Origin of the sequence: Xylanimonas sp. McL0601 (assembly GCF_049852175.1) — a bacterium.
Taxonomy (GTDB): Bacteria; Actinomycetota; Actinomycetes; order Actinomycetales; family Cellulomonadaceae; genus Xylanimonas.
This window is the reverse complement of record NZ_CP187527.1, coordinates 1,410,017-1,427,019: the sequence shown is the minus strand read 5'-3', so window position 1 is coordinate 1,427,019 and position 17,003 is coordinate 1,410,017. Positions and strand designations below refer to the sequence as shown.

Here is a 17,003-nt window from a genome sequence, read left to right as displayed (position 1 = left end):
GGGCGAGCCTAACCAGGCGCGGTGCGCCGTCGGCGAACACGGGCACAAGCGGACCGTCCCGGACGCTCTCCTGACATGGTGGTGGATCCCGCGCACATCCCCGACGACGCCGAGGCGCTCGACGCCTACTCGCGCGCCGTCGTCGCCGTCGCCGACGCCGTGCTGCCGAGCGTCGCGAGCCTTGCCGTGATGCTCCCGCGCGGCGCGGGCGCGGGCTCCGCCAGCGTCGTCACGGCCGACGGCTTCATGCTGACCTCCGCGCACGTCGTCGCGGGCGCCGAGGTCGCCGACGCCACGTTCGCCGACGGCACGCACGCGCGCGCCGACGTCGTCGGGCGCGACCCGCTCTCCGACCTCGCCGTGCTGCACGCGCGCGCCGACGTGCCGCCGCCTGTCGAGCTGGGCGACGCCGCGCGGCTGCGGGTCGGCCAGCTCGTCGTCGCGCTCGGCAACCCGCTCGGGCTCGCGGGCAGCGTGACGGCCGGGATCGTCTCGGCGCTCGGGCGCTCGCTGCCCACCGGCAACGGACGGGTCGTGGACGAGGTGATCCAGACCGACGCCGCGCTCAACCCGGGCAACAGCGGCGGCGTGCTCGCGGACAGCACCGGCCGCATGGTCGGCGTCAACACCGCCGTCGCGGGCATCGGCGTCGGGCTGGCGGTGCCGATCAACGCGACGACGCGCGGGATCGTCACGCAGCTCATGACCACCGGGCGGGTACGCCGGGCGTTCCTCGGCATCGTCGGGGCCCAGGTGCCGCTGGCGCCGCCGGTCGCGGCCAAGGTCGGCGCGAGGACGGGCCTTCAGGTCGCCGACGTCACGACCGGCAGCCCCGCCGCCGAAGCCGGGCTGCGCCGCGGCGACGTCGTCGTCGAGCTCGACGGGCGGCGGGTCGCCTCGGTCACCGCGCTGCAGAAGGCCATGGTCGAGGACGCCATCGGGCGGCGCGCCGAGGTCACCGTGTGGCGCAACGGCGCGCTCGTCGACGTCGTGGTCTACCCGCGCGAGCTCGCCTGAGGCTCGCTATCCCGCCGGTAACAGGTGAGCACGGGGGCGCCGCCCTGCTCGGCCGAGATCGTCGTGAGGAAGGTACGCGGGAACCCTTCGGGGAAGAGCCGCTCGCCGCTCCCGAGCACGGTCGGGAACGTGAGCAGCCGGTACTCGTCGACCAGGTCGGCGTCCTGAAGCTGGCGAACCACGCTGACGCTGCCGGCGACGACGACGTCGCGCGGCTCACGCCGGACCGCGTCGACGACCTCACCCTTCACCAGCTGCGAGCCCGCCCATGCCGAGACGTCGGTGAGCGTGTGCGAGGCCACGAGCTTGGACGCGGCGTTCATGCGCTGCGAGAACGGGTCGTCGCGGTACGGCCAGAGCCCGGCGAAGTGCTCCCAGGTGCGCCGGCCGAGCAGCAGGGCTCCGTCGTCGAGCGCCGTCCCGAGCCGGAACTTGTCGCCCGCGACCGTCTCGCGGCCGTGGCGGAACGCCCAGCCGCCGGTCGGCGTGCCGTCGGTGCCGTCCGGGTCGGTGACGATCCCGTCGACGCTGATGAACTGGATCACGATGACGCTCATGGGTTGCTCCTTTGTCGGGAAGGGTCACCCGTACGTACCGGCGGCGGCGCCGGAACTCATCGCGATCGCGGCAGGAAGAGCTGGACGACGGCGGGGTCGGCGAACACGACGGTGCGCGCGACCCGCCCGCCGCGCACCGACAGGACCTGCACCGAGTGGGGCCACGGGCCGTCGGGACCGGGCGCGTACGCCACGAACGCCGCCTGCCCGTTCGCCTCGACCACCCGGGTCGCCCAGCCGATGCCGCGGTTGCGGAAGACGCGCTCCAGGACGCGTGCGTAGTCGTGAACGCCCCGGTACCAGAGCGGCACGGGCGGCATCTCCATGACGACGTCGTCGGTCAGCAGCCGCACGATCGCGGGCACGTCGGCGGCCGCGAACGCCTCCACGTAGCGCTCGACGGCGACGCGGGCCTGCGGGTCACCGGGTTCGGTGACCTCGACCGCGTCGGCGCCCTCGGCGAGCGCGGCCCGCGCGCGCTGGAGCGCGCTGTTCACGGACGCCACCGAGGCGCCGAGCTGGTCGGCCGTCTCGGCGGCGCTGAACGACAGCACGTCGCGCAGCACCAGTGCCGCGCGCTGCCGTGCCGGCAGCAGCTGAAGAGCGGCCACGAGGGCGAGCCGGACGTCGCCGCGCACGTCGGCGTCGTACCTGGCGTCAGGGAACGGCTCGAGCCACGGGACCTCCGGCGCCGGGACGAGCGGCGTCTCGGGGTCCGTGCTCGGCGCCCCGAGCCCTGACGGCAGCGGTCGGCGCGCCCGCTGCTCGAGGGCGGTCAGGCAGACGTTGGTCGCGATCCGGTACAGCCACGTGCGCACCGAGGCCCGCTCCGGGTCGTACCTGTCGCGGGCACGCCAGGCGCGCAGCAGCGTCTCCTGCACCAGGTCCTCCGCGTCGTGGACGCTCCCGAGCATCCGGTAGCAGTACGCCACCAGCTCGCCGCGGTGCGGCTCGAGGTCCAGGTCCGCGTTCATGCCCGCTCCAGGAACTCCTCCTGGTCGGGGTCGAGCTGCGCCGCGATGGCCGCCGCGAGCGCCGGGTGCTCGAGCAGCCCGGGGTCGACGGCGACCACACCCGCCGACTCCCGGCGCGCCTCCTCGATGAGCTCGGCGTCCTTGACGACGCGGAGCAGGCGCAGCCCGCTGGTCCGCCCGGACTGGGCGGCGCCCAGCACGTCGCCCTCGGCGCGCAGCTCGAGGTCGAGCTGCGCGAGCCGGAACCCGTCGGTGGTCTCGGCGAGCGCCTCGACACGTGCGGCTGCCGGCGTGCCGGGCTCCGCCGTCGAGACGAGCAGGCACAGGCCGGGGGCCGACCCGCGGCCGACGCGCCCGCGCAGCTGGTGCAGCTGCGAGAGCCCGAACCGGTCCGAGTCGAACACCACCATGACCGTGGCCTCGGGCACGTCGACGCCCACCTCGATCACCGTCGTCGACACGAGCACCTGGGACGCCCCGGACGCGAAGCGGGCCATGGCGGCGTCCTTGTCCACCGGTGCCATCTGCCCGTGGAGCACGTCGACCTGCAGGCCGGCGAGCGCCGGCGTCGCCCGCAGCATCTCGACGACCTCGAGCACGGCCCGCAAGGGTGCCCGGTCGGCCCCCTCCCCGCCCGCGGGGACGAGGTCCGCGTCGTCGAGCTCGGACTCCGGCGGGCCGGCGATGTCGTCGTCAGGGTGGATGCGCGGGCAGACGACGTACGCGCGGTGCCCGGCGTCGACCTCCTCGCGCACGCGCTGCCAGGCGCGCTCCATCCACCGCGGGTTGGCCGCGGGGACGACGACGGTCTGGATGCCCGACCGCCCCGCCGGTACCTGCGTCAGCGTCGACACCTCGAGGTCGCCGAACACCGTCATGGCCACGGTCCGCGGGATGGGGGTCGCCGTCATGACGAGCAGGTGGGGGGCGACGCGCCCCTTGGCGCGCAGCGCGTCCCGCTGCTCGACGCCGAACCGGTGCTGCTCGTCGACGACGACGAGGCCGAGGTCGGCGAACTGCACGTGCTCGCCCAAGAGCGCGTGCGTGCCGACGACGATCCCGGCCTCCCCGCTCGCGGCCTGCAGCAGCGCCGCCTTGCGCGCGGCGGCCCCGAGCGACCCGGTCAGAAGCGCCACGCGGGTGCCGTCGGCGGCCCCGCCGAGCAGCCCGCCCTCGGCGAGCGGCCCGAGCAGCGTGCGCAGCGTGCGGGCGTGCTGGGCCGCGAGCACCTCGGTGGGCGCGAGCAGCGCGGCCTGCCCGCCGGCGTCGATCACCTGCAGCATCGCGCGCAGGGCCACGACCGTCTTGCCGGAGCCGACCTCGCCCTGCAGCAACCGCTGCATGGGCCGCGGCCGGGCGAGGTCGTGCGCGAGCTCCGCCCCCACGGACACCTGCCCCTCCGTGAGGGTGAACGGCAGCGCGGCGTCGAACCGCTCGAGCAGCCCACCGGAGCGCGAGGGGCGTGCGGTCGCGTCCTCCTCCGCCGCCCGTGCGCGCCGCTGCGCGAGCGCGGCCTGCAGTACGAACGCCTCCTCGAACCGCAGACGGTGACGGCCGCGGCCGTGGTCGGCCGCGGACTCCGGCTTGTGCACCAGCCGCAGCGCCTCGAACCGCGTCGGCAGCCCCGCGCGCGCCCGCACCTCGGAGGGCGCCGGGTCGGGGACGTCGTCCTCCGCCAGCGTGTCCAGCACGGTCCGCACGCACCGCTGCAGCTTCCAGGTCGGCATCGACGCCGTGGCCGGGTAGATCGGGATCGGCAGGCTCGCCTCGTAGAGCGCGGCCTCGTCGTCGTCGACCTCGGCGCCCACCATGAGGTAGTCCGGGTGCGTCAGCTGGCGCTTGCCCTGGAACTCGCCGACGACGCCGCTGAACACGCCCGACGCATCCGGCCGCAGCCGCTGCTCGTGGTAGCGCAGCGCGCCCGCGTGCTTGGCGAAGAAGGTCAGCACCAGCGGGTGGCGACCGTCGGTGACCACGGCCTCGAGCCGCGCGCCGCCGCGGTTCGCGTACGGCCGCATGGTGGCCTTCTCGACGCGTGCGAGCACCGAGACGTGCTCGCCGAGCTGCAGGCTGCCGATGTCCGTGAGCTGGCCAGGGTCTGCGTAGCGCCGCGGGTAGTGGCGCAGCAGGTCGTCGACGGTGACGATCCCCAGCTTGACCAGCGCGTTCGCCGTGCGCGTGCCGAGCAGCCGGTTCAGCGGCTCGTGCAGCCGCCCCAGCGCCGCGCTCATCCCTCGACCCCGAGGGCCACACCCGTCCCGGCCCGGCCGGTCCGCAGCAGCACGCACTCGGCCCCGCTCTCGGCGGCCATGGCGTCGAGCTCCTTGGCGACCGTCTCCGGCACGCCGTCGTCGGCAAGCACCGTCACCACGTCCCCGCCTCCTTCGAGCAGCCCCCGCAGCGCGCCGACGGCGTCGGCGGCGTCCGTCGTGGCGGCCTGCAGCCCACCGAGCGCGCCGCGCACGGCGTCGACGACGTCGGCCTCCGGGTCGTCGGCGGCCGCGGCCAGCGCCGCCACGACGACTGCCACGTGCACGTCGGTGGGCGCGTCGAGCGCGACGACGTCGCCGGACGCACCGTCCTCGTGCTCCTCCGCCAGGCGCGCGACGGCGCTGCGCACGGCGTCCGCCGCCGGGCTCAGCACGAGCGCGGTGCGCGCACCGGCGCCGAGCGCAGCGAGCGCGAGGTCCCGCGCGGCGACCCCCACGGGCGGCACGGGCACGAGCACCATGGCCCCGGCCCGCGCGAGCTCGGCTGCGAGCGCCGGTGCCGCGGTCGCGGCGACCACCGTGAGGCTGCTGTCCGGCACGGCGAGGTGCCGGACATGCGCCGGCTCGACCCGGCCGCGCCCGGCCCACCGCCGCGTGACGGCGAGCGCCGCACCCAGGTCGGGCGTGTGCACGTGGGCCTGCCAGGCGGAGTCCTCGTCCGTCCCGAGGTCGCTGCCCCCCACGACGACGACGGAGCCGCCCACGGTCGCCAGGTCCGAGCGGAGGGCCTCCGCCACGCCGCCGGGCGCAAACTCGTGCGCCCCCGCGGGGCGCCGCAGCACGAACATGACCTCGAGCTCGTCGGCGTCGGAGTGCTCGGCGTGGTCGTGGAACGGGTCGGCGGGCGCGACCGCGTCGTGACCGGTCAGGTCCAGGCCGAGCGTCACGGGCACCACGTTCAGCATCGTCGTCGTCGCCACCGACACGTCCGGCTCGGACGCCCCGAGGTCCCGCGCGAACCGCCGCGCCACGCGCAGGGCGTCGAGCACGAGCACCAGTCCGCACGCGCCCGAGTCGAGCACCCCCGCCCGCGCGAGCGGGGCGAGCACGGCGACCGAGGAGAGCGCGGCCTCGCGCGCCCCGCGCACCGCGGCCTCGAGCACGTCGTCGGCCGTGGCGCCGGCCCGGGCCGCGACGTCGTGCGCGGCCGCCGCGGCGACGTCGGCCGCGGTGAGGATGGTGCCGTGCTCGGGGTGCGCGACGGCGGAGCGCGCGGACCCGGCCGCGACGTCGAGCGCGCGGGCGACGGTGTCGCCCCGCGTCGCCGCGATCGCGACGCCCCGCAGCCACTCGGACAGGATGACGCCGGAGTTGCCCCGCGCGCCGAGCAGCGCCCCGCGCGCGAACCGCCGCAGCAGCGCGGCGGCGCCGGCGTCGTCAGGGGCCGCCGCGACGGCGCGCGCGCCCTCGCGGGCGGTGAGGTGCATGTTGGTGCCGGTGTCGCCGTCGGCCACGGGGAACACGTTCACCTGGTCGATCGCGGCGCGCTCACGCCCGAGCGCCCCGGCGGCGAGCCGCGCCCAGGAGCGCACGACGACGGCGTCGACGACGTCGGTCACGGGCGCGTCGGCGTCCGGCACGGAGAGCTCCTCGGTCGTCGGGACGGGTCGGCCACCACGGTAACCTTGTCAGCCGGGAACACCGGGCAGGTTCCCCCAGGCTTCCCGGTGATCGAGCCCACGTTGGAACCGGCCTTCGCGGTCGGGTATCCTGTCGTGGTTGCCCAGCGTCAGCTGGGCCCCCAGAACCTCTTTCCACCACCACGTCGGTGCTGCGCGGAACCCGCGCAGTGGCCCGCGTGCACGACCCACAGGAGACACCGTGGCTGCCAACTGCGACGTCTGCGGCAAGGGCCCGGGCTTCGGGCACAGCATCTCGCACTCTCACATCCGCACGAAGCGCCGCTGGAACCCGAACATCCAGCGTGTGCGCGCCGTTGTCGCGGGCACGCCGAAGCGCGTGAACGTGTGCACGTCGTGCCTCAAGGCCGGCAAGGTCACGCGCGCCGTCTGAGCCGCGCCAGCGAGAGCCCGTCGGGTCGATCCCGACGGGCTCTTTCGTGCGTCCGCCGAACCTCGGTGATTGCCAAGAATTCGTGAAGGATCTACCAAACACTCTGGGGAATCGGGCGCTCCGGTGGCACCCTTGACGGCATGACGGTGGACCTCGAAGGCGTGACCATCCGCCCGGCCACACCCGACGACGCGCTGCACATCGCGCAGGTGCACGTGACGTCCTGGCAGGGCGCCTACGCGGGCCTGCTGCCCGCCGCGTACCTGGCGGACCTGGACCCCGCGATGCGGGTGAACCAATGGGCGTCGGTGCTCGGCACCAAGGGCGGGTCGCCGACGGAGGGCCACGTGCTCGTGGCCGAGCTGGGCGGTCACACCCTGGGGTTCGCGAGCTTCGGCCTGTCCGCCGACGAGGACGCCGAGCCGGGCACCCGCGAGCTCTACGCCATGTACCTCGAGCCCGACGCGTGGGGCAAGGGCGTCGCGCGCGAGCTCATGCGCACGGTCCTGGCCGAGATCCCGGCCAGCGCCGCGATGACCCTGTGGGTGCTGGAGGGCAACGAGCGTGCCCGGCACTTCTACCGCCGTCACGGCTTCCACCCCGACGGCGTGGAGCGGATCGACGAGATCGGCGGCGTGCCGCTCACGGAGCTCCGTTACCGCCGCGCCGCCGCCTGAGAAGTTCCCGCTCGGCGTCGTTGCCGCACAGCGCGATCGCGCAGTCGAACGCCTCGCGCGCCTCGTCGGCCCGCCCGGCCCGGGCGAGCAGCTCCCCCCGGACGGCCGGCAGCCGGTGCCCGCGCAGCGCGACGCCGTCGAGCGCCTCCAGGCCCGCCTCCGCGCCGTCGCGCTCGGCGACGGCGACGGCCCGGTTGAGGCGCACCACGGGTGAGTCGCCGAGCGCGAGCAGCTCGTCGTACCGGGCCACGACCCGGTCCCACGCCGTCGCCTCCGACGACGGCGCCACCGCGTGCTCCGCCGCGATGAGCGCCTGCAGCAGGTAGGGCGCCGGCGGCGCACCGACCAGCGGGGTCAGCAGCGCAAGCGCCTCGCGGATCTCCCCGGCGCGCCACAGCGTGCGGTCCTGGTCGGGGAGAAGCACCACCTCGCCGTCGCGCACGCGGGCGTCTCGCCGCGAGTGCTGGAGGAGCATGAGCGCGAGGAGCGCGTCGAGCTCCGGGTCCACCGGGCGGCCCGGCGCCCCGAGCACGTCCCGCAGCACCCGCACCAGCCGGATCGCCTCCCCGGCCAGCTCCGCGCGCACGACGTCGGGCCCGGAGCCGGGCGCGTACCCGGCCGTGAACGCGAGGTAGGCGACGTCGGCGACGCGCGCCACGCGACCGGGCAGCTCGCCGGCTCCCGGCACCTCGAACCGCTCCCCCGCCAGGCGCTGCTTGGCGCGGGTGAGGCGAGCGGCCATCGTCGTCGTCTGCTGCAGGAACAGCCGCGCGATGTCCTCGGTGCTCACACCGAGCACCAGCCGCAGGGTCAGCGCGGCGGCGGCCTCGCGCGACACGGCCGGGTGCGCGCACAGCAGCACGAGCCGCAGCCGCTCGTCCGTGACGGCCTCGCCGGCGTCGACCATCACGTGCTGCGCGCCCTCGGCCACGCGGGCGTCGACCTCCAGCAGCGGCATCCGCCGGGCGAGCGTCGCCTCGCGGCGGCGGACGTCGAGGATGCGGCGTCGCGCCGCGGTGAGCAGCCACGCGGGCGGGTTGTCGGGCGCCCCTGACGCCGGCCACGTGCGTGCCGCGGCCTCGAACGCGTCGGCCAGGCCCTCCTCGGCCAGGTCGAGACGGCGGAACTGCGCGACGAGCAGGGCCAGCAGCCGGCCCCACTCGTCGCGCAGCGCGTCCTCGAGGGATGACGTCACAGCTGGTCCGGGTCCCCCGCGACCCGCACCTCGACGCCGTCCTCCACCGCGGCGATGACCCGGGCGCACTCCACGAGGTCGGCGACGTCGTCGGACTCGACGACGTAGAGCCCGCTGACCTGCTCGGCGGACTCCGCGTACGGGCCGTCGGTGACGACGACGCCGCCCGGCGTGCGCCGCAGGGTGCGGGCCGTGCGCGAGTGCTCGAGGGGGTACGTGAGCGTGAGCGTGTGGCCGCGCTGCGCCAGCAGCTTCGCGAACTCGGCGTGCGCGGCGAAGACGGCCGACATCTCGGCTGGGGTCTTGGCCTCCCAGGCGTCCTCGTTGCCCGGGATGAGCACGACGTAGGTGGTCATGGCGGTCTCCCTCGTCCGTGGTGAGTCTGTCACCGGGGGTGACGTACGGCACGAACCCGGTTCGACATCGTGTCGAATCGGGTCCAGCGTGTGCGTCATCGAGGTGTCAGACCCGACCCGAACCGACCGCAGGAGGTCGTCATGAGGTACGTCGTGCTCATCCACTCGAACCCGCAGCCGTGGGGCCACCCCACGATCGACTTCACCGCCGAGGGCCGCGGGGTGCCCGCCGACAGGCGGGCCGCCGACGGCGCCGCGTTCGAGGCCTTCCTCTCGGAGCTGTCGGCCCGGGACGAGCTCGTCGCGGCCGAGGCGCTGGCCGAGCCCGCGTCGTCGACGCTGTGGCGCTGGTCCGACGGCGCACCCGCGACGACCGACGGACCGTACACCGAGGCGGCGGAGCACCTCGCAGGGTTCTTCCTGCTCGACGTCGCGACGCCTGAGCGGGCGCACGAGGTCGCGCGACAGTTCGCGGGCCCCGGTGACACGATCGAGCTGCGCCCGGCCTACGTGTGGCCCTCCTGAGCCCCGTCAGGACCGGAAGTGGTCCCAGCCGGGCCCGACGTCGGGCGCCAGGCCGTCGACCGTGACGCGAGGCGAGCCGTCCGCGGCGCGCACCGACCCGATGCGCGTGAACCCGGCGGGCAGCGCGGCGTCCGGCGGGAAGGTGGCGAGCAGGCCGTGGTCCTCGCCGCCGGACAGGACCCACCCGAGGGCGTCGTCGTCGTCGCGCCCCAGCGCGGCGACGGCGGCCCCGAGGTCCGCCGCGTACGGCGCCAGGGCCACGGCGTCCAGGTCGACGACGACGCCGCTCGCCCGCGCGATCCGGCCGGCGTCGCGCAGCAGGCCGTCCGAGACGTCGAGCATCGCCGTCACGCCCGCCGCCACGGCGGCGGGTCCGCCGTCGAGCGGCGGCGCCGGGCGCAGGTAGCCGGCGACATAGCGTGCGAGCGGGCCCGCAGCGCCAAGGGCGCCGTCCTCGGGTCGGGCCTTGCCCGCCTCGAGGAGCGCGAGCCCGGCCGCGGACCACCCGCGCACCCCCGCGTGCGCGACGACGTCGCCGGGCCGCGCGCCCGAGCGCAGTACCGGGGCGGCCCCGCCGAGGTCGCCGTGCACGGCGACCGAGACCATCACGACCCCCGCACCCGAGAGGTCCCCGCCGACGACGGCCGCCCCGGCGTGCGAGCACGCGTCGGCCAGGCCGCGCGCGAGCCCCTCGACCCACGCGACCTCGAGGTCGCCAGGGATCGCGAGCGCCACGACCAGCGCCGTGGGCCGGCCGCCCATCGCGGCGACGTCGGCCAGGTTCTGCGCGGCGGCCCGCACCCCGACGTCGTACCCCGTGGACCAGCGGCGGCGGAAGTGGAGGTCCTCGACGAGCACGTCGGTGGAGACGACGTAGCGCCCGTCCGGGGCGGCGACGACGGCCGCGTCGTCACCGGGACCGACCAGGGTCGCGGCGCCGGCGGGGAGCAGCGGGAAGATGCGGGCGAGCAGGGCGGTCTCGTCGAGATCGCGCACGAGCAGTGTCACGCGACGACCCTAACGGGGGTCCGGCCGCCGGTACGGTGGGCGCGTGCTCCGCCGTGCCCTTCCCGTGCTGCTCGTCGTCGCCCTGGTCCCCGCCCTGGGAGCGTGCGCGCCCACCATCGCCGTCCAGGCCGCGCCCGACGCCGCCAACCCGGCGTGCGCCCCGGTGATGCTCGCGCTCCCGGACGTGCTGGCGGGCGACCTCGAGAAGGCCCGGACCGCCGCCCAGGCGACCGCGGCCTGGGGCACGGGCGGGGCCGCCGTGACGCTGCGCTGCGGTGTGACGCCGCCCGGCCCGTCGGCGGACTGCCAGCAGGTCGAGTCGACCAGCGGCACGGTGGACTGGATCGTCCAGGCGAGCGACGACGGCACGTGGCGGTTCACGACGTTCGGGCGCGACCCGGCGGTCGAGGTGACGGTGCCGCCCGCCGTGACGAAGGAGCACTCGACGTCGTTCATCGGGGACCTTGCGCAGGCCGTGGGCCACGTGGAGGCGACGAAGACCTGCTCGTAAGAGACTGGCCGCATGGACCAACACGTCTCGCTGGTCACGCTGGTCGTCACCGACATCGCTGCCTCCCGCCGCTTCTACGTCGACGGCCTCGGCTGGGTGCCCGAGCTCGAGGCCCCGGGCGAGGTGCTGATGTTCCGCGTCGCGCAGCACACGCTGCTCTCGCTGTGGGACGAGCAGCACTCCCGCGCGGAGCTCGGCCCGGTGACACGCGGCGGCACGCCGCCGATGACCCTCGCGCACAACCTGCGCACGCGCGCGGAGGTCGACGCGGCGCTCGAGCTCGCGCGCAGCGCGGGCGCCGTGATCGTGAGCGACGCCGTCGAACGGGAGTGGGGTGGCTACTCGGGCTACTTCGCGGACCCCGACGGGTTCCGGTGGGAGATCGCGATGAACCCGGGCCCGATCGGCGAGACGATGGTGCCCTGAGGGCGCCGGCTCAGCGCAGCCCGGTCGGGCGCTCGAGCGCGAGCTGGATGAGCTCGTCGACCAGCTCGGGGTAGGCGATGCCTGACGCCGCCCACATCCGCGGGTACATGGAGAACGGCGTGAACCCGGGCATGGTGTTGATCTCGTTGACGATGACCCGCTCGTCGGGCGTGACGAACACGTCGACGCGCGACAGGCCCTCGGCGCCGACGGCGTCGAACGTCCGGACCGCGAGCGAGCGGACCTGCGCGACCATCTTGTCCGGCAGGTCGGCGGGGCAGCGCAGCTCGACGTGGGACTCGTCGAGGTACTTGGCCTCGAAGTCGTAGAAGCTGTGGGCGTCGTGGTCGACGACGATCTCCCCCGGCAGCGAGGCACGTGCGGCGCTGCCGTCGCGGCCGCCGAGCACTGCGCACTCGATCTCGCGGCCGTCGATGCCCTGCTCGACGATCACCTTGGGGTCGTGCCGCTGGGCCTCCGCGACCGCGGCCGGCAAGTCGGCGAGGTCGTCGACGCGCGTGATGCCGAGCGAGGAGCCGGCGCGCGCGGGCTTGACGAACAGCGGCAGCCCGAGGTTCGCGACCGCGGCGATGCACTCCTCGCGGCGGGCGTCCCAGTCGCGCGCCGGGATGACGGTGTACGGGCCGACGGGGATGCCCTGGCCCTCGAGCACCAGCTTCATGAAGTGCTTGTCCATGCCCACCGCGGAGGCGAGCACCCCCGCGCCGACGTAGCGGACGTCCGCGAGCTCCAGCAGGCCCTGCACCGTGCCGTCCTCGCCGAACGGGCCGTGCAGCAGCGGGAAGACGACGTCGACCTCGCTGAGGACGGAAGGCACCTCGCCCGGCTCGAGCACCCGGAGGGTCTGCTCTCCCACGGTCAGCGAGAGCACGACCTCGGAGCCGTCCTCAGCCGTCACCTCGGGGAGGCGGCCGGCGGCGATCTCCCAGCGCTCGGGCTCGTCCGCGGCGACCACCCAGCGACCGTCGCGCGTGATGCCCACGGGGACGACGTCGTACTTGGTGCGGTCGATCGCGCGCAGCACCCCGGCCGCGGTGGCGGCGGAGATGGCGTGCTCGCCCGAGCGCCCGCCGAAGAGGAGGGCGACGCGGGTGCGGCGAGCCGCGGCGGCGTCGACGGACGTGGAGGGGGCGGGGTGCTCGGACATCGAGGGCGACCCTACCGGACCGTCGTCCCGGGCAGGCGAGCCCGTGTTCGATCCGTCGGACCGCCTCAGAGCGCCGCCCGCCGGTCGGCCTCGAGCTGCCGCAGCTGCTTGCGCAGGATCTTCCCCGAGGCCGACTTCGGCACGGACTCGACGAGTTCCACCGCCCGCACCTTCTTGTAGGGCGCGACGTGCGACGCCACGTACGCCGCGACGTCGTCGGCCGTCAGCGAAGCCCCGGGTGCGGGCACCACGTAAGCCTTCGGTACCTCGCCGGCCTCGTCGTCGGGCAGGCCGATCACGGCCGCGTCGGCGATGGCCGGGTGCTGCAGCAGCAGCGCCTCGAGCTCGGCCGGCGCCACCTGGTAGCCCTTGTACTTGATGAGCTCCTTGAGCCGGTCCACCACGGTGAACACGCCCGCGGTGTCGACCGAGACGATGTCTCCCGTGTGGAGGAACCCGTCGGCGTCGATGGCGTCGCGGGTCGCGGCGTCGTCGCCCAGGTAGCCGGTCATGATGTTCGGGCCGCGGCACAGGAGCTCGCCAGTGGTGGCGTCCTCGCCGGTCGCAGGGTCGACGACCCGCGCTTCCATGTTGGGGACCAGCAGCCCGATCGACCCGGACGAGATGTCGGGACGATCGACGGGCACGACGTGCGAGACCGGACTCATCTCGCTCATCCCGTAGCCCTGCACCACGCGCGTCCTCAGCCGCTGGGCGACGGCGTCCGCCAGCCCGGCGTCGAGCGGCGCGGCGCCTGAGAGCACGACGCGCACGCTGGAGAGGTCCCGCGTCTCGACCAGCGGGTGCTTCGCGAGCGCGAGCGCCATGGGCGGCGCGACGAACAGGTACGTCGCCCGTTCCCGCTCGACGACCTCGAGGAGCTGCGCGAGGTCGAACCGCGGCAGCGTCACGAGCCGCGCCCGCACCGACAGGGCCATGTTCAGCAGCACGGTCATGCCGTAGATGTGGAAGAACGGCAGCACCGCCGGCACCACCTCGTCCGGGGTCACGTCGATGAGCGGTAGCGACTGCACCACGTTGGCCACGAGGTTGCGGTGCGTGAGCATGACGCCCTTGGGCAGGCCCACGGTGCCCGAGGAGTACGGCAGGACGGCGAGGTGCGTCCCCGGGTCCAGCGTCACGTCCGGGGCCGGACCACCCGCGGCGAGCAGGTCCGCGAGCGCCGGGTAGCCCTCGGCGCCGTCGAGCACGACGACGTCGCCGACGCCCGCCGCAGCGGCCCCCGCCGCGGCCGCGGCCAGGAGCGGCGAGAGGGTGACCAGCGCCTTCGCTCCCGAGACCTGGAGCTGACGCCCGATCTCCGGGCCGGTGGCGAGCGCGTTGACCGTGGTGACCGTGATGCCCGCGCGCAGCAGTCCGTGGAACACCGAGACGAAGGCGGGCACGTTGGGGCTGTGCAGTGCGACGACGTCGCCGACGCCGAGCCCGCGCGCGGCGAACGCGCCCGCGATCGCGTCGACCTGGGCGCGCAGCTGGGCGTACGTGGTGGTGGCGCCGGTTGGGCCGTCGACGACAGCGACGCGGTCGAGCTCGTCGTCCTGCAGCGACCCGAGCAGGAAGTCGTACAGGGTCAGGTCGGGGATGACGACGTCGGGGTACTGGCTGCGGATGACCATGGGGATGCCTCCTCCGGGAGCAGCGTCGCTGCCGCTCGTGGACCGGGACTGTAGTGATAGGAAAGCCTCATGCCAACGCGGATCCTGGATGAAGAGCTGCTGCACACTATCCGCGGCCGGGCCGCGATCCACGACCGGGCGAACGACTTCTTCGACGACGACCTCGCGGACCTCAAGGCGGCCGGCTACCTCGCGGCGCTGGTGCCCACGGACCTCGGCGGGCCGGGTCTCGGGCTCGCGGACGTGGCCCGCGAGCAGGGGCGCCTGGCCGGCGCCGCACCGGCCACCGCGCTCGCGATCAACATGCACCACGTGTGGACGGGCGTCGCGCGGTTCCTGCACGACCGCGGCGACGCGTCGATGGACTGGCTCCTCGAGGAGGCACGGGACGGCGAGGTCTTCGGCTTCGGCTACTCGGAGGCGGGCAACGACCTGGTGCTGCTGGGTTCGCGCACGCAGGCCAAGCCCGACGCCGACGGCGGCTACACGTTCCACGGCCGCAAGATCTTCACGTCCAACTCCCCCGGCTGGACCCGCCTCGGCGTCATGGGCCTCGACGACACGACCGACCCTGACAACCCGGTGATCGTGCACGCGTTCGTCACGCGCGACGACGGCGGGTTCGAGATCCTCGACGACTGGGACACGATCGGCATGCGGGCGTCGCAGTCGCGCACCACGGTGCTCGACGGCGCCTCCGCGCCCGCCGACCGCGTGATGCGCAAGATCGCGCCCGGGCCGAGCCTGGACCCCTACGTGCTGGGCATCTTCACGAGCTTCGAGCTGCTGCTCGCGAGCGTCTACGCGGGCATCGCCGACCGCGCGCTCGAGCTCGCCGTGGAGACGGTGCAGAAGCGCACGTCGATGAAGACCGGCAAGGCCTACTCGCAGGACCCGGACATCCGCTGGCGCATCGCCTCGGCGGCGCTCGCGCAGGACGGCATCTGGCCGCAGCTCGAGCAGGCCGCCGGTGCCATCGATGCGGGCGAGAACCTGGGTGCCGCGTGGTTCCGCCAGACGGCGGGCATCAAGGTGCGCGCGACGGAGACGGCCCGGTACGTGGTCGACGAGGCGATCCGCTGCTCCGGCGGGTCCACCTACTTCAACCGCTCGGAGCTCGGTCGCCTGTACCGGGACGTCCTCGCGGGCATCTTCCACCCGTCCGACGACGAGTCCGCGCACTCGACGGTGGCGCAGTCGCTGCTGGGGCCGCTCGAGTGATGGAGACCCGCCTCCTCGACGCGAACCTGCCTGAGGACGTCGCGGCCGTCGCCGCAGTCCTGCGCGACGGCGGCATCGCGGCTCTGCCGACCGAGACGGTCTACGGCCTGGCGGGGAACGCGCTCGACCCGGACGTGGTCGCGGCGATCTACGCGGCCAAGGGCCGGCCGTCGGACAACCCGCTCATCGTGCACATCGCCTCGGCGGACGACCTGCCGCGCATCGCGCGCGAGGTGCCCCCGGCGGCGACGGCCCTGGCCGAGCGGTTCTGGCCCGGTCCGCTCACCGTGGTGCTCCCCCGCCAGCCCGTCATCCCGGACCGTGTGACCGCCGGGCTGGACACCGTCGCCGTGCGGGTCCCGGCCCACGACGCGTTCCGGGCGGTGCTGCGCGCGGCCGGGGTGCCGCTGGCCGCGCCGTCGGCCAACCGCGCCGGCTCGCCCAGCCCGACGACGGCGCAGCACGTGGTCCACGACCTCGCCGGGCGCATCCCCGCGGTGCTCGACGGCGGGCCGTGCGACGTCGGCGTCGAGTCCACGGTCGTGGACCTCACAAGCACGCCGCCGCGACTGCTACGGCCCGGGGGCGTGTCCCTGGAGCAGCTGCGCGAGGTGCTCGGGGACGTGGGCGTCGACCCCGCCGTCGTCGGCGAGATGGCGGCGGACCAGACGCCAGGGGCGCCCGGGATGAAGTACCGGCACTACGCGCCCGCGGCGCCCGTGGTGGTCGTCGACGGGACGGCCGCCGAGGCCGCCGCCTACGTGCGGGCGCAGGGGCTCGAGCATCCCGCCGTGCTGTGCTTCGACGAGGAGGCCGGCGCGTTCGCGGGGTTCGAGGTCGTCGCCTACGGCTCCGAGGACGATCCCCGCAGCCTGGCCCGCGGGCTGTTCGACGCCCTCCGGGCGCTGGACCGGCCCGAGGTGTCCAGGATCTTCGCCCGCTGCCCCGCAGAGGACGACGGCCTCTCCCAGGCCGTGCGCAACCGGCTGCTCAAGGCTGCGGCGTTCCGGGTCGTGCGAGCCGACGCACCAGCAGGGACATGAAGGCCGCCGCGCGTGCGCGGCGACGCCACAGGGCTGACCCCGATCACACCCGGCAGCGCGAGATCACCGAGGATGCGTGACGGCACGCGCCGGCGCGACGGCGGCTTCGTGCTCGAAGGCGAGGGGCGGGTCGCGGGCGCCGGCGCCTGCGGAGCACCTTGCCTCCGTTGCGGCGATCGCCGCGACCTGCCCGTCGCGCACCACGCGTGTCTGCGGTACCTGCAGCTTGGCGAGGGCGTCCACGCTCGCTCGCGCGGCGGTCGCCGCACCGGGGCTGCTCGAGAGTCGATCGTCCGCACCAGGAGTCTTGCGGCGGAAGCCAGGGCGCACGTCCCCCTGCAGGGTGATACTGCCGTGGCACGTCGGATCGGGGCCGAGGTATCGCCGGGACGCCTTCCGGCGGGC

18 protein-coding genes are annotated in these 17,003 nt (G+C 74.9%); 8 read left to right on the top strand and 10 right to left on the bottom strand.

What is annotated here, in order from left to right; genetic code table 11:
• Nucleotides 1–75 precede the first annotated feature (75 nt).
• On the top strand, nucleotides 76–1,017 hold the full coding sequence (locus ACO4JP_RS06490; RefSeq protein ID WP_425956561.1) for a S1C family serine protease: 942 nt from the start codon (nucleotides 76–78) through the stop codon (nucleotides 1,015–1,017).
• Here ACO4JP_RS06490 and ACO4JP_RS06485 read toward each other — a convergent pair.
• The 4 genes from ACO4JP_RS06485 to ACO4JP_RS06470 are packed head-to-tail and all read right to left on the bottom strand — an operon-like array spanning nucleotide 996 to nucleotide 6,398.
• Complete coding sequence (locus ACO4JP_RS06485) at nucleotides 996–1,574, bottom strand: dihydrofolate reductase family protein (RefSeq protein ID WP_425956560.1); 579 nt, start codon at nucleotides 1,572–1,574, stop codon at nucleotides 996–998. The genes ACO4JP_RS06490 and ACO4JP_RS06485 overlap by 22 nt on opposite strands.
• A 56-nt stretch (nucleotides 1,575–1,630) precedes the next feature.
• On the bottom strand, nucleotides 1,631–2,548 hold the full coding sequence (locus tag ACO4JP_RS06480) for an RNA polymerase subunit sigma-70 (RefSeq protein WP_425956559.1): 918 nt from the start codon (nucleotides 2,546–2,548) through the stop codon (nucleotides 1,631–1,633).
• On the bottom strand, nucleotides 2,545–4,779 hold the full coding sequence (locus ACO4JP_RS06475; RefSeq protein ID WP_425956558.1) for an ATP-dependent DNA helicase RecG: 2,235 nt from the start codon (nucleotides 4,777–4,779) through the stop codon (nucleotides 2,545–2,547). Before ACO4JP_RS06475 ends, ACO4JP_RS06480 begins: the two co-directional genes overlap by 4 nt.
• The gene (locus ACO4JP_RS06470; protein ID WP_425956557.1) at nucleotides 4,776–6,398 is read right to left on the bottom strand and encodes a DAK2 domain-containing protein; all 1,623 of its coding nucleotides are present in this window, start codon (nucleotides 6,396–6,398) and stop codon (nucleotides 4,776–4,778) included. The genes ACO4JP_RS06475 and ACO4JP_RS06470 overlap by 4 nt, the downstream gene beginning before the upstream one ends.
• A 241-nt stretch (nucleotides 6,399–6,639) precedes the next feature.
• Between ACO4JP_RS06470 and rpmB the strand changes: the two genes are divergently transcribed.
• Both rpmB and ACO4JP_RS06460 read left to right on the top strand, forming a co-directional pair.
• Nucleotides 6,640–6,831, top strand: coding sequence for a 50S ribosomal protein L28 (gene rpmB, locus ACO4JP_RS06465; protein WP_012879041.1), 192 nt, complete (start codon nucleotides 6,640–6,642; stop codon nucleotides 6,829–6,831).
• A 140-nt stretch (nucleotides 6,832–6,971) separates the two neighbouring features.
• Nucleotides 6,972–7,508 carry a GNAT family N-acetyltransferase gene (locus ACO4JP_RS06460; RefSeq protein WP_425956556.1) on the top strand — a complete coding sequence of 179 codons (537 nt, stop codon included), beginning with the start codon at nucleotides 6,972–6,974 and terminating at the stop codon, nucleotides 7,506–7,508.
• Here the strand turns inward: ACO4JP_RS06460 and ACO4JP_RS06455 are convergent.
• Together ACO4JP_RS06455 and ACO4JP_RS06450 are read right to left on the bottom strand one after the other, a co-directional pair.
• Nucleotides 7,474–8,703, bottom strand: coding sequence for an RNA polymerase sigma factor (locus ACO4JP_RS06455; RefSeq protein WP_425956555.1), 1,230 nt, complete (start codon nucleotides 8,701–8,703; stop codon nucleotides 7,474–7,476). The genes ACO4JP_RS06460 and ACO4JP_RS06455 overlap by 35 nt on opposite strands.
• On the bottom strand, nucleotides 8,700–9,059 hold the full coding sequence (locus ACO4JP_RS06450; protein WP_425956554.1) for a YciI family protein: 360 nt from the start codon (nucleotides 9,057–9,059) through the stop codon (nucleotides 8,700–8,702). The genes ACO4JP_RS06455 and ACO4JP_RS06450 overlap by 4 nt, the downstream gene beginning before the upstream one ends.
• Before the next feature lie 141 nt (nucleotides 9,060–9,200).
• Between ACO4JP_RS06450 and ACO4JP_RS06445 the strand changes: the two genes are divergently transcribed.
• Entirely contained in the window at nucleotides 9,201–9,584 is a 384-nt protein-coding gene (locus ACO4JP_RS06445) for a YciI family protein (RefSeq protein ID WP_425956553.1), read from the top strand.
• Between the two features lie 6 nt (nucleotides 9,585–9,590).
• On the opposite strand, the gene ACO4JP_RS06440 is transcribed toward ACO4JP_RS06445, so the two are convergent.
• A complete protein-coding gene (locus ACO4JP_RS06440) occupies nucleotides 9,591–10,592 on the bottom strand; it encodes a thiamine-phosphate kinase (protein ID WP_425956552.1) in 1,002 nt (333 codons plus the stop codon).
• Between the two features lie 43 nt (nucleotides 10,593–10,635).
• Here ACO4JP_RS06440 and ACO4JP_RS06435 point away from each other — a divergent pair, with 43 nt between their 5' ends.
• Together ACO4JP_RS06435 and ACO4JP_RS06430 are read left to right on the top strand one after the other, a co-directional pair.
• On the top strand, nucleotides 10,636–11,103 hold the full coding sequence (locus tag ACO4JP_RS06435) for a DUF3515 family protein (RefSeq protein WP_425956551.1): 468 nt from the start codon (nucleotides 10,636–10,638) through the stop codon (nucleotides 11,101–11,103).
• Between the two features lie 12 nt (nucleotides 11,104–11,115).
• The gene (locus ACO4JP_RS06430) at nucleotides 11,116–11,529 is read left to right on the top strand and encodes a VOC family protein (protein ID WP_425956550.1); all 414 of its coding nucleotides are present in this window, start codon (nucleotides 11,116–11,118) and stop codon (nucleotides 11,527–11,529) included.
• 10 nt (nucleotides 11,530–11,539) lie between these two features.
• On the opposite strand, the gene ACO4JP_RS06425 is transcribed toward ACO4JP_RS06430, so the two are convergent.
• Both ACO4JP_RS06425 and ACO4JP_RS06420 read right to left on the bottom strand, forming a co-directional pair.
• Nucleotides 11,540–12,697, bottom strand: coding sequence for a D-alanine--D-alanine ligase family protein (locus ACO4JP_RS06425; RefSeq protein WP_425956549.1), 1,158 nt, complete (start codon nucleotides 12,695–12,697; stop codon nucleotides 11,540–11,542).
• A 65-nt stretch (nucleotides 12,698–12,762) separates the two neighbouring features.
• Entirely contained in the window at nucleotides 12,763–14,334 is a 1,572-nt protein-coding gene (locus ACO4JP_RS06420; protein ID WP_425956548.1) for an AMP-binding protein, read from the bottom strand.
• Nucleotides 14,335–14,403: 69 nt separating this feature from the next.
• On the opposite strand from ACO4JP_RS06420, the gene ACO4JP_RS06415 reads away from it, so the two are divergent.
• Nucleotides 14,404–15,555 carry an acyl-CoA dehydrogenase family protein gene (locus tag ACO4JP_RS06415; RefSeq protein WP_425956547.1) on the top strand — a complete coding sequence of 384 codons (1,152 nt, stop codon included), beginning with the start codon at nucleotides 14,404–14,406 and terminating at the stop codon, nucleotides 15,553–15,555.
• The gene (locus tag ACO4JP_RS06410) at nucleotides 15,555–16,598 is read left to right on the top strand and encodes an L-threonylcarbamoyladenylate synthase (protein ID WP_425956546.1); all 1,044 of its coding nucleotides are present in this window, start codon (nucleotides 15,555–15,557) and stop codon (nucleotides 16,596–16,598) included. Before ACO4JP_RS06415 ends, ACO4JP_RS06410 begins: the two co-directional genes overlap by 1 nt.
• A gap of 63 nt (nucleotides 16,599–16,661) precedes the next feature.
• Here ACO4JP_RS06410 and ACO4JP_RS06405 read toward each other — a convergent pair whose 3' ends face one another.
• A complete protein-coding gene (locus ACO4JP_RS06405) occupies nucleotides 16,662–16,928 on the bottom strand; it encodes a hypothetical protein (RefSeq protein ID WP_425956545.1) in 267 nt (88 codons plus the stop codon).
• Between the last annotated feature and the right edge of the window lie 75 nt (nucleotides 16,929–17,003).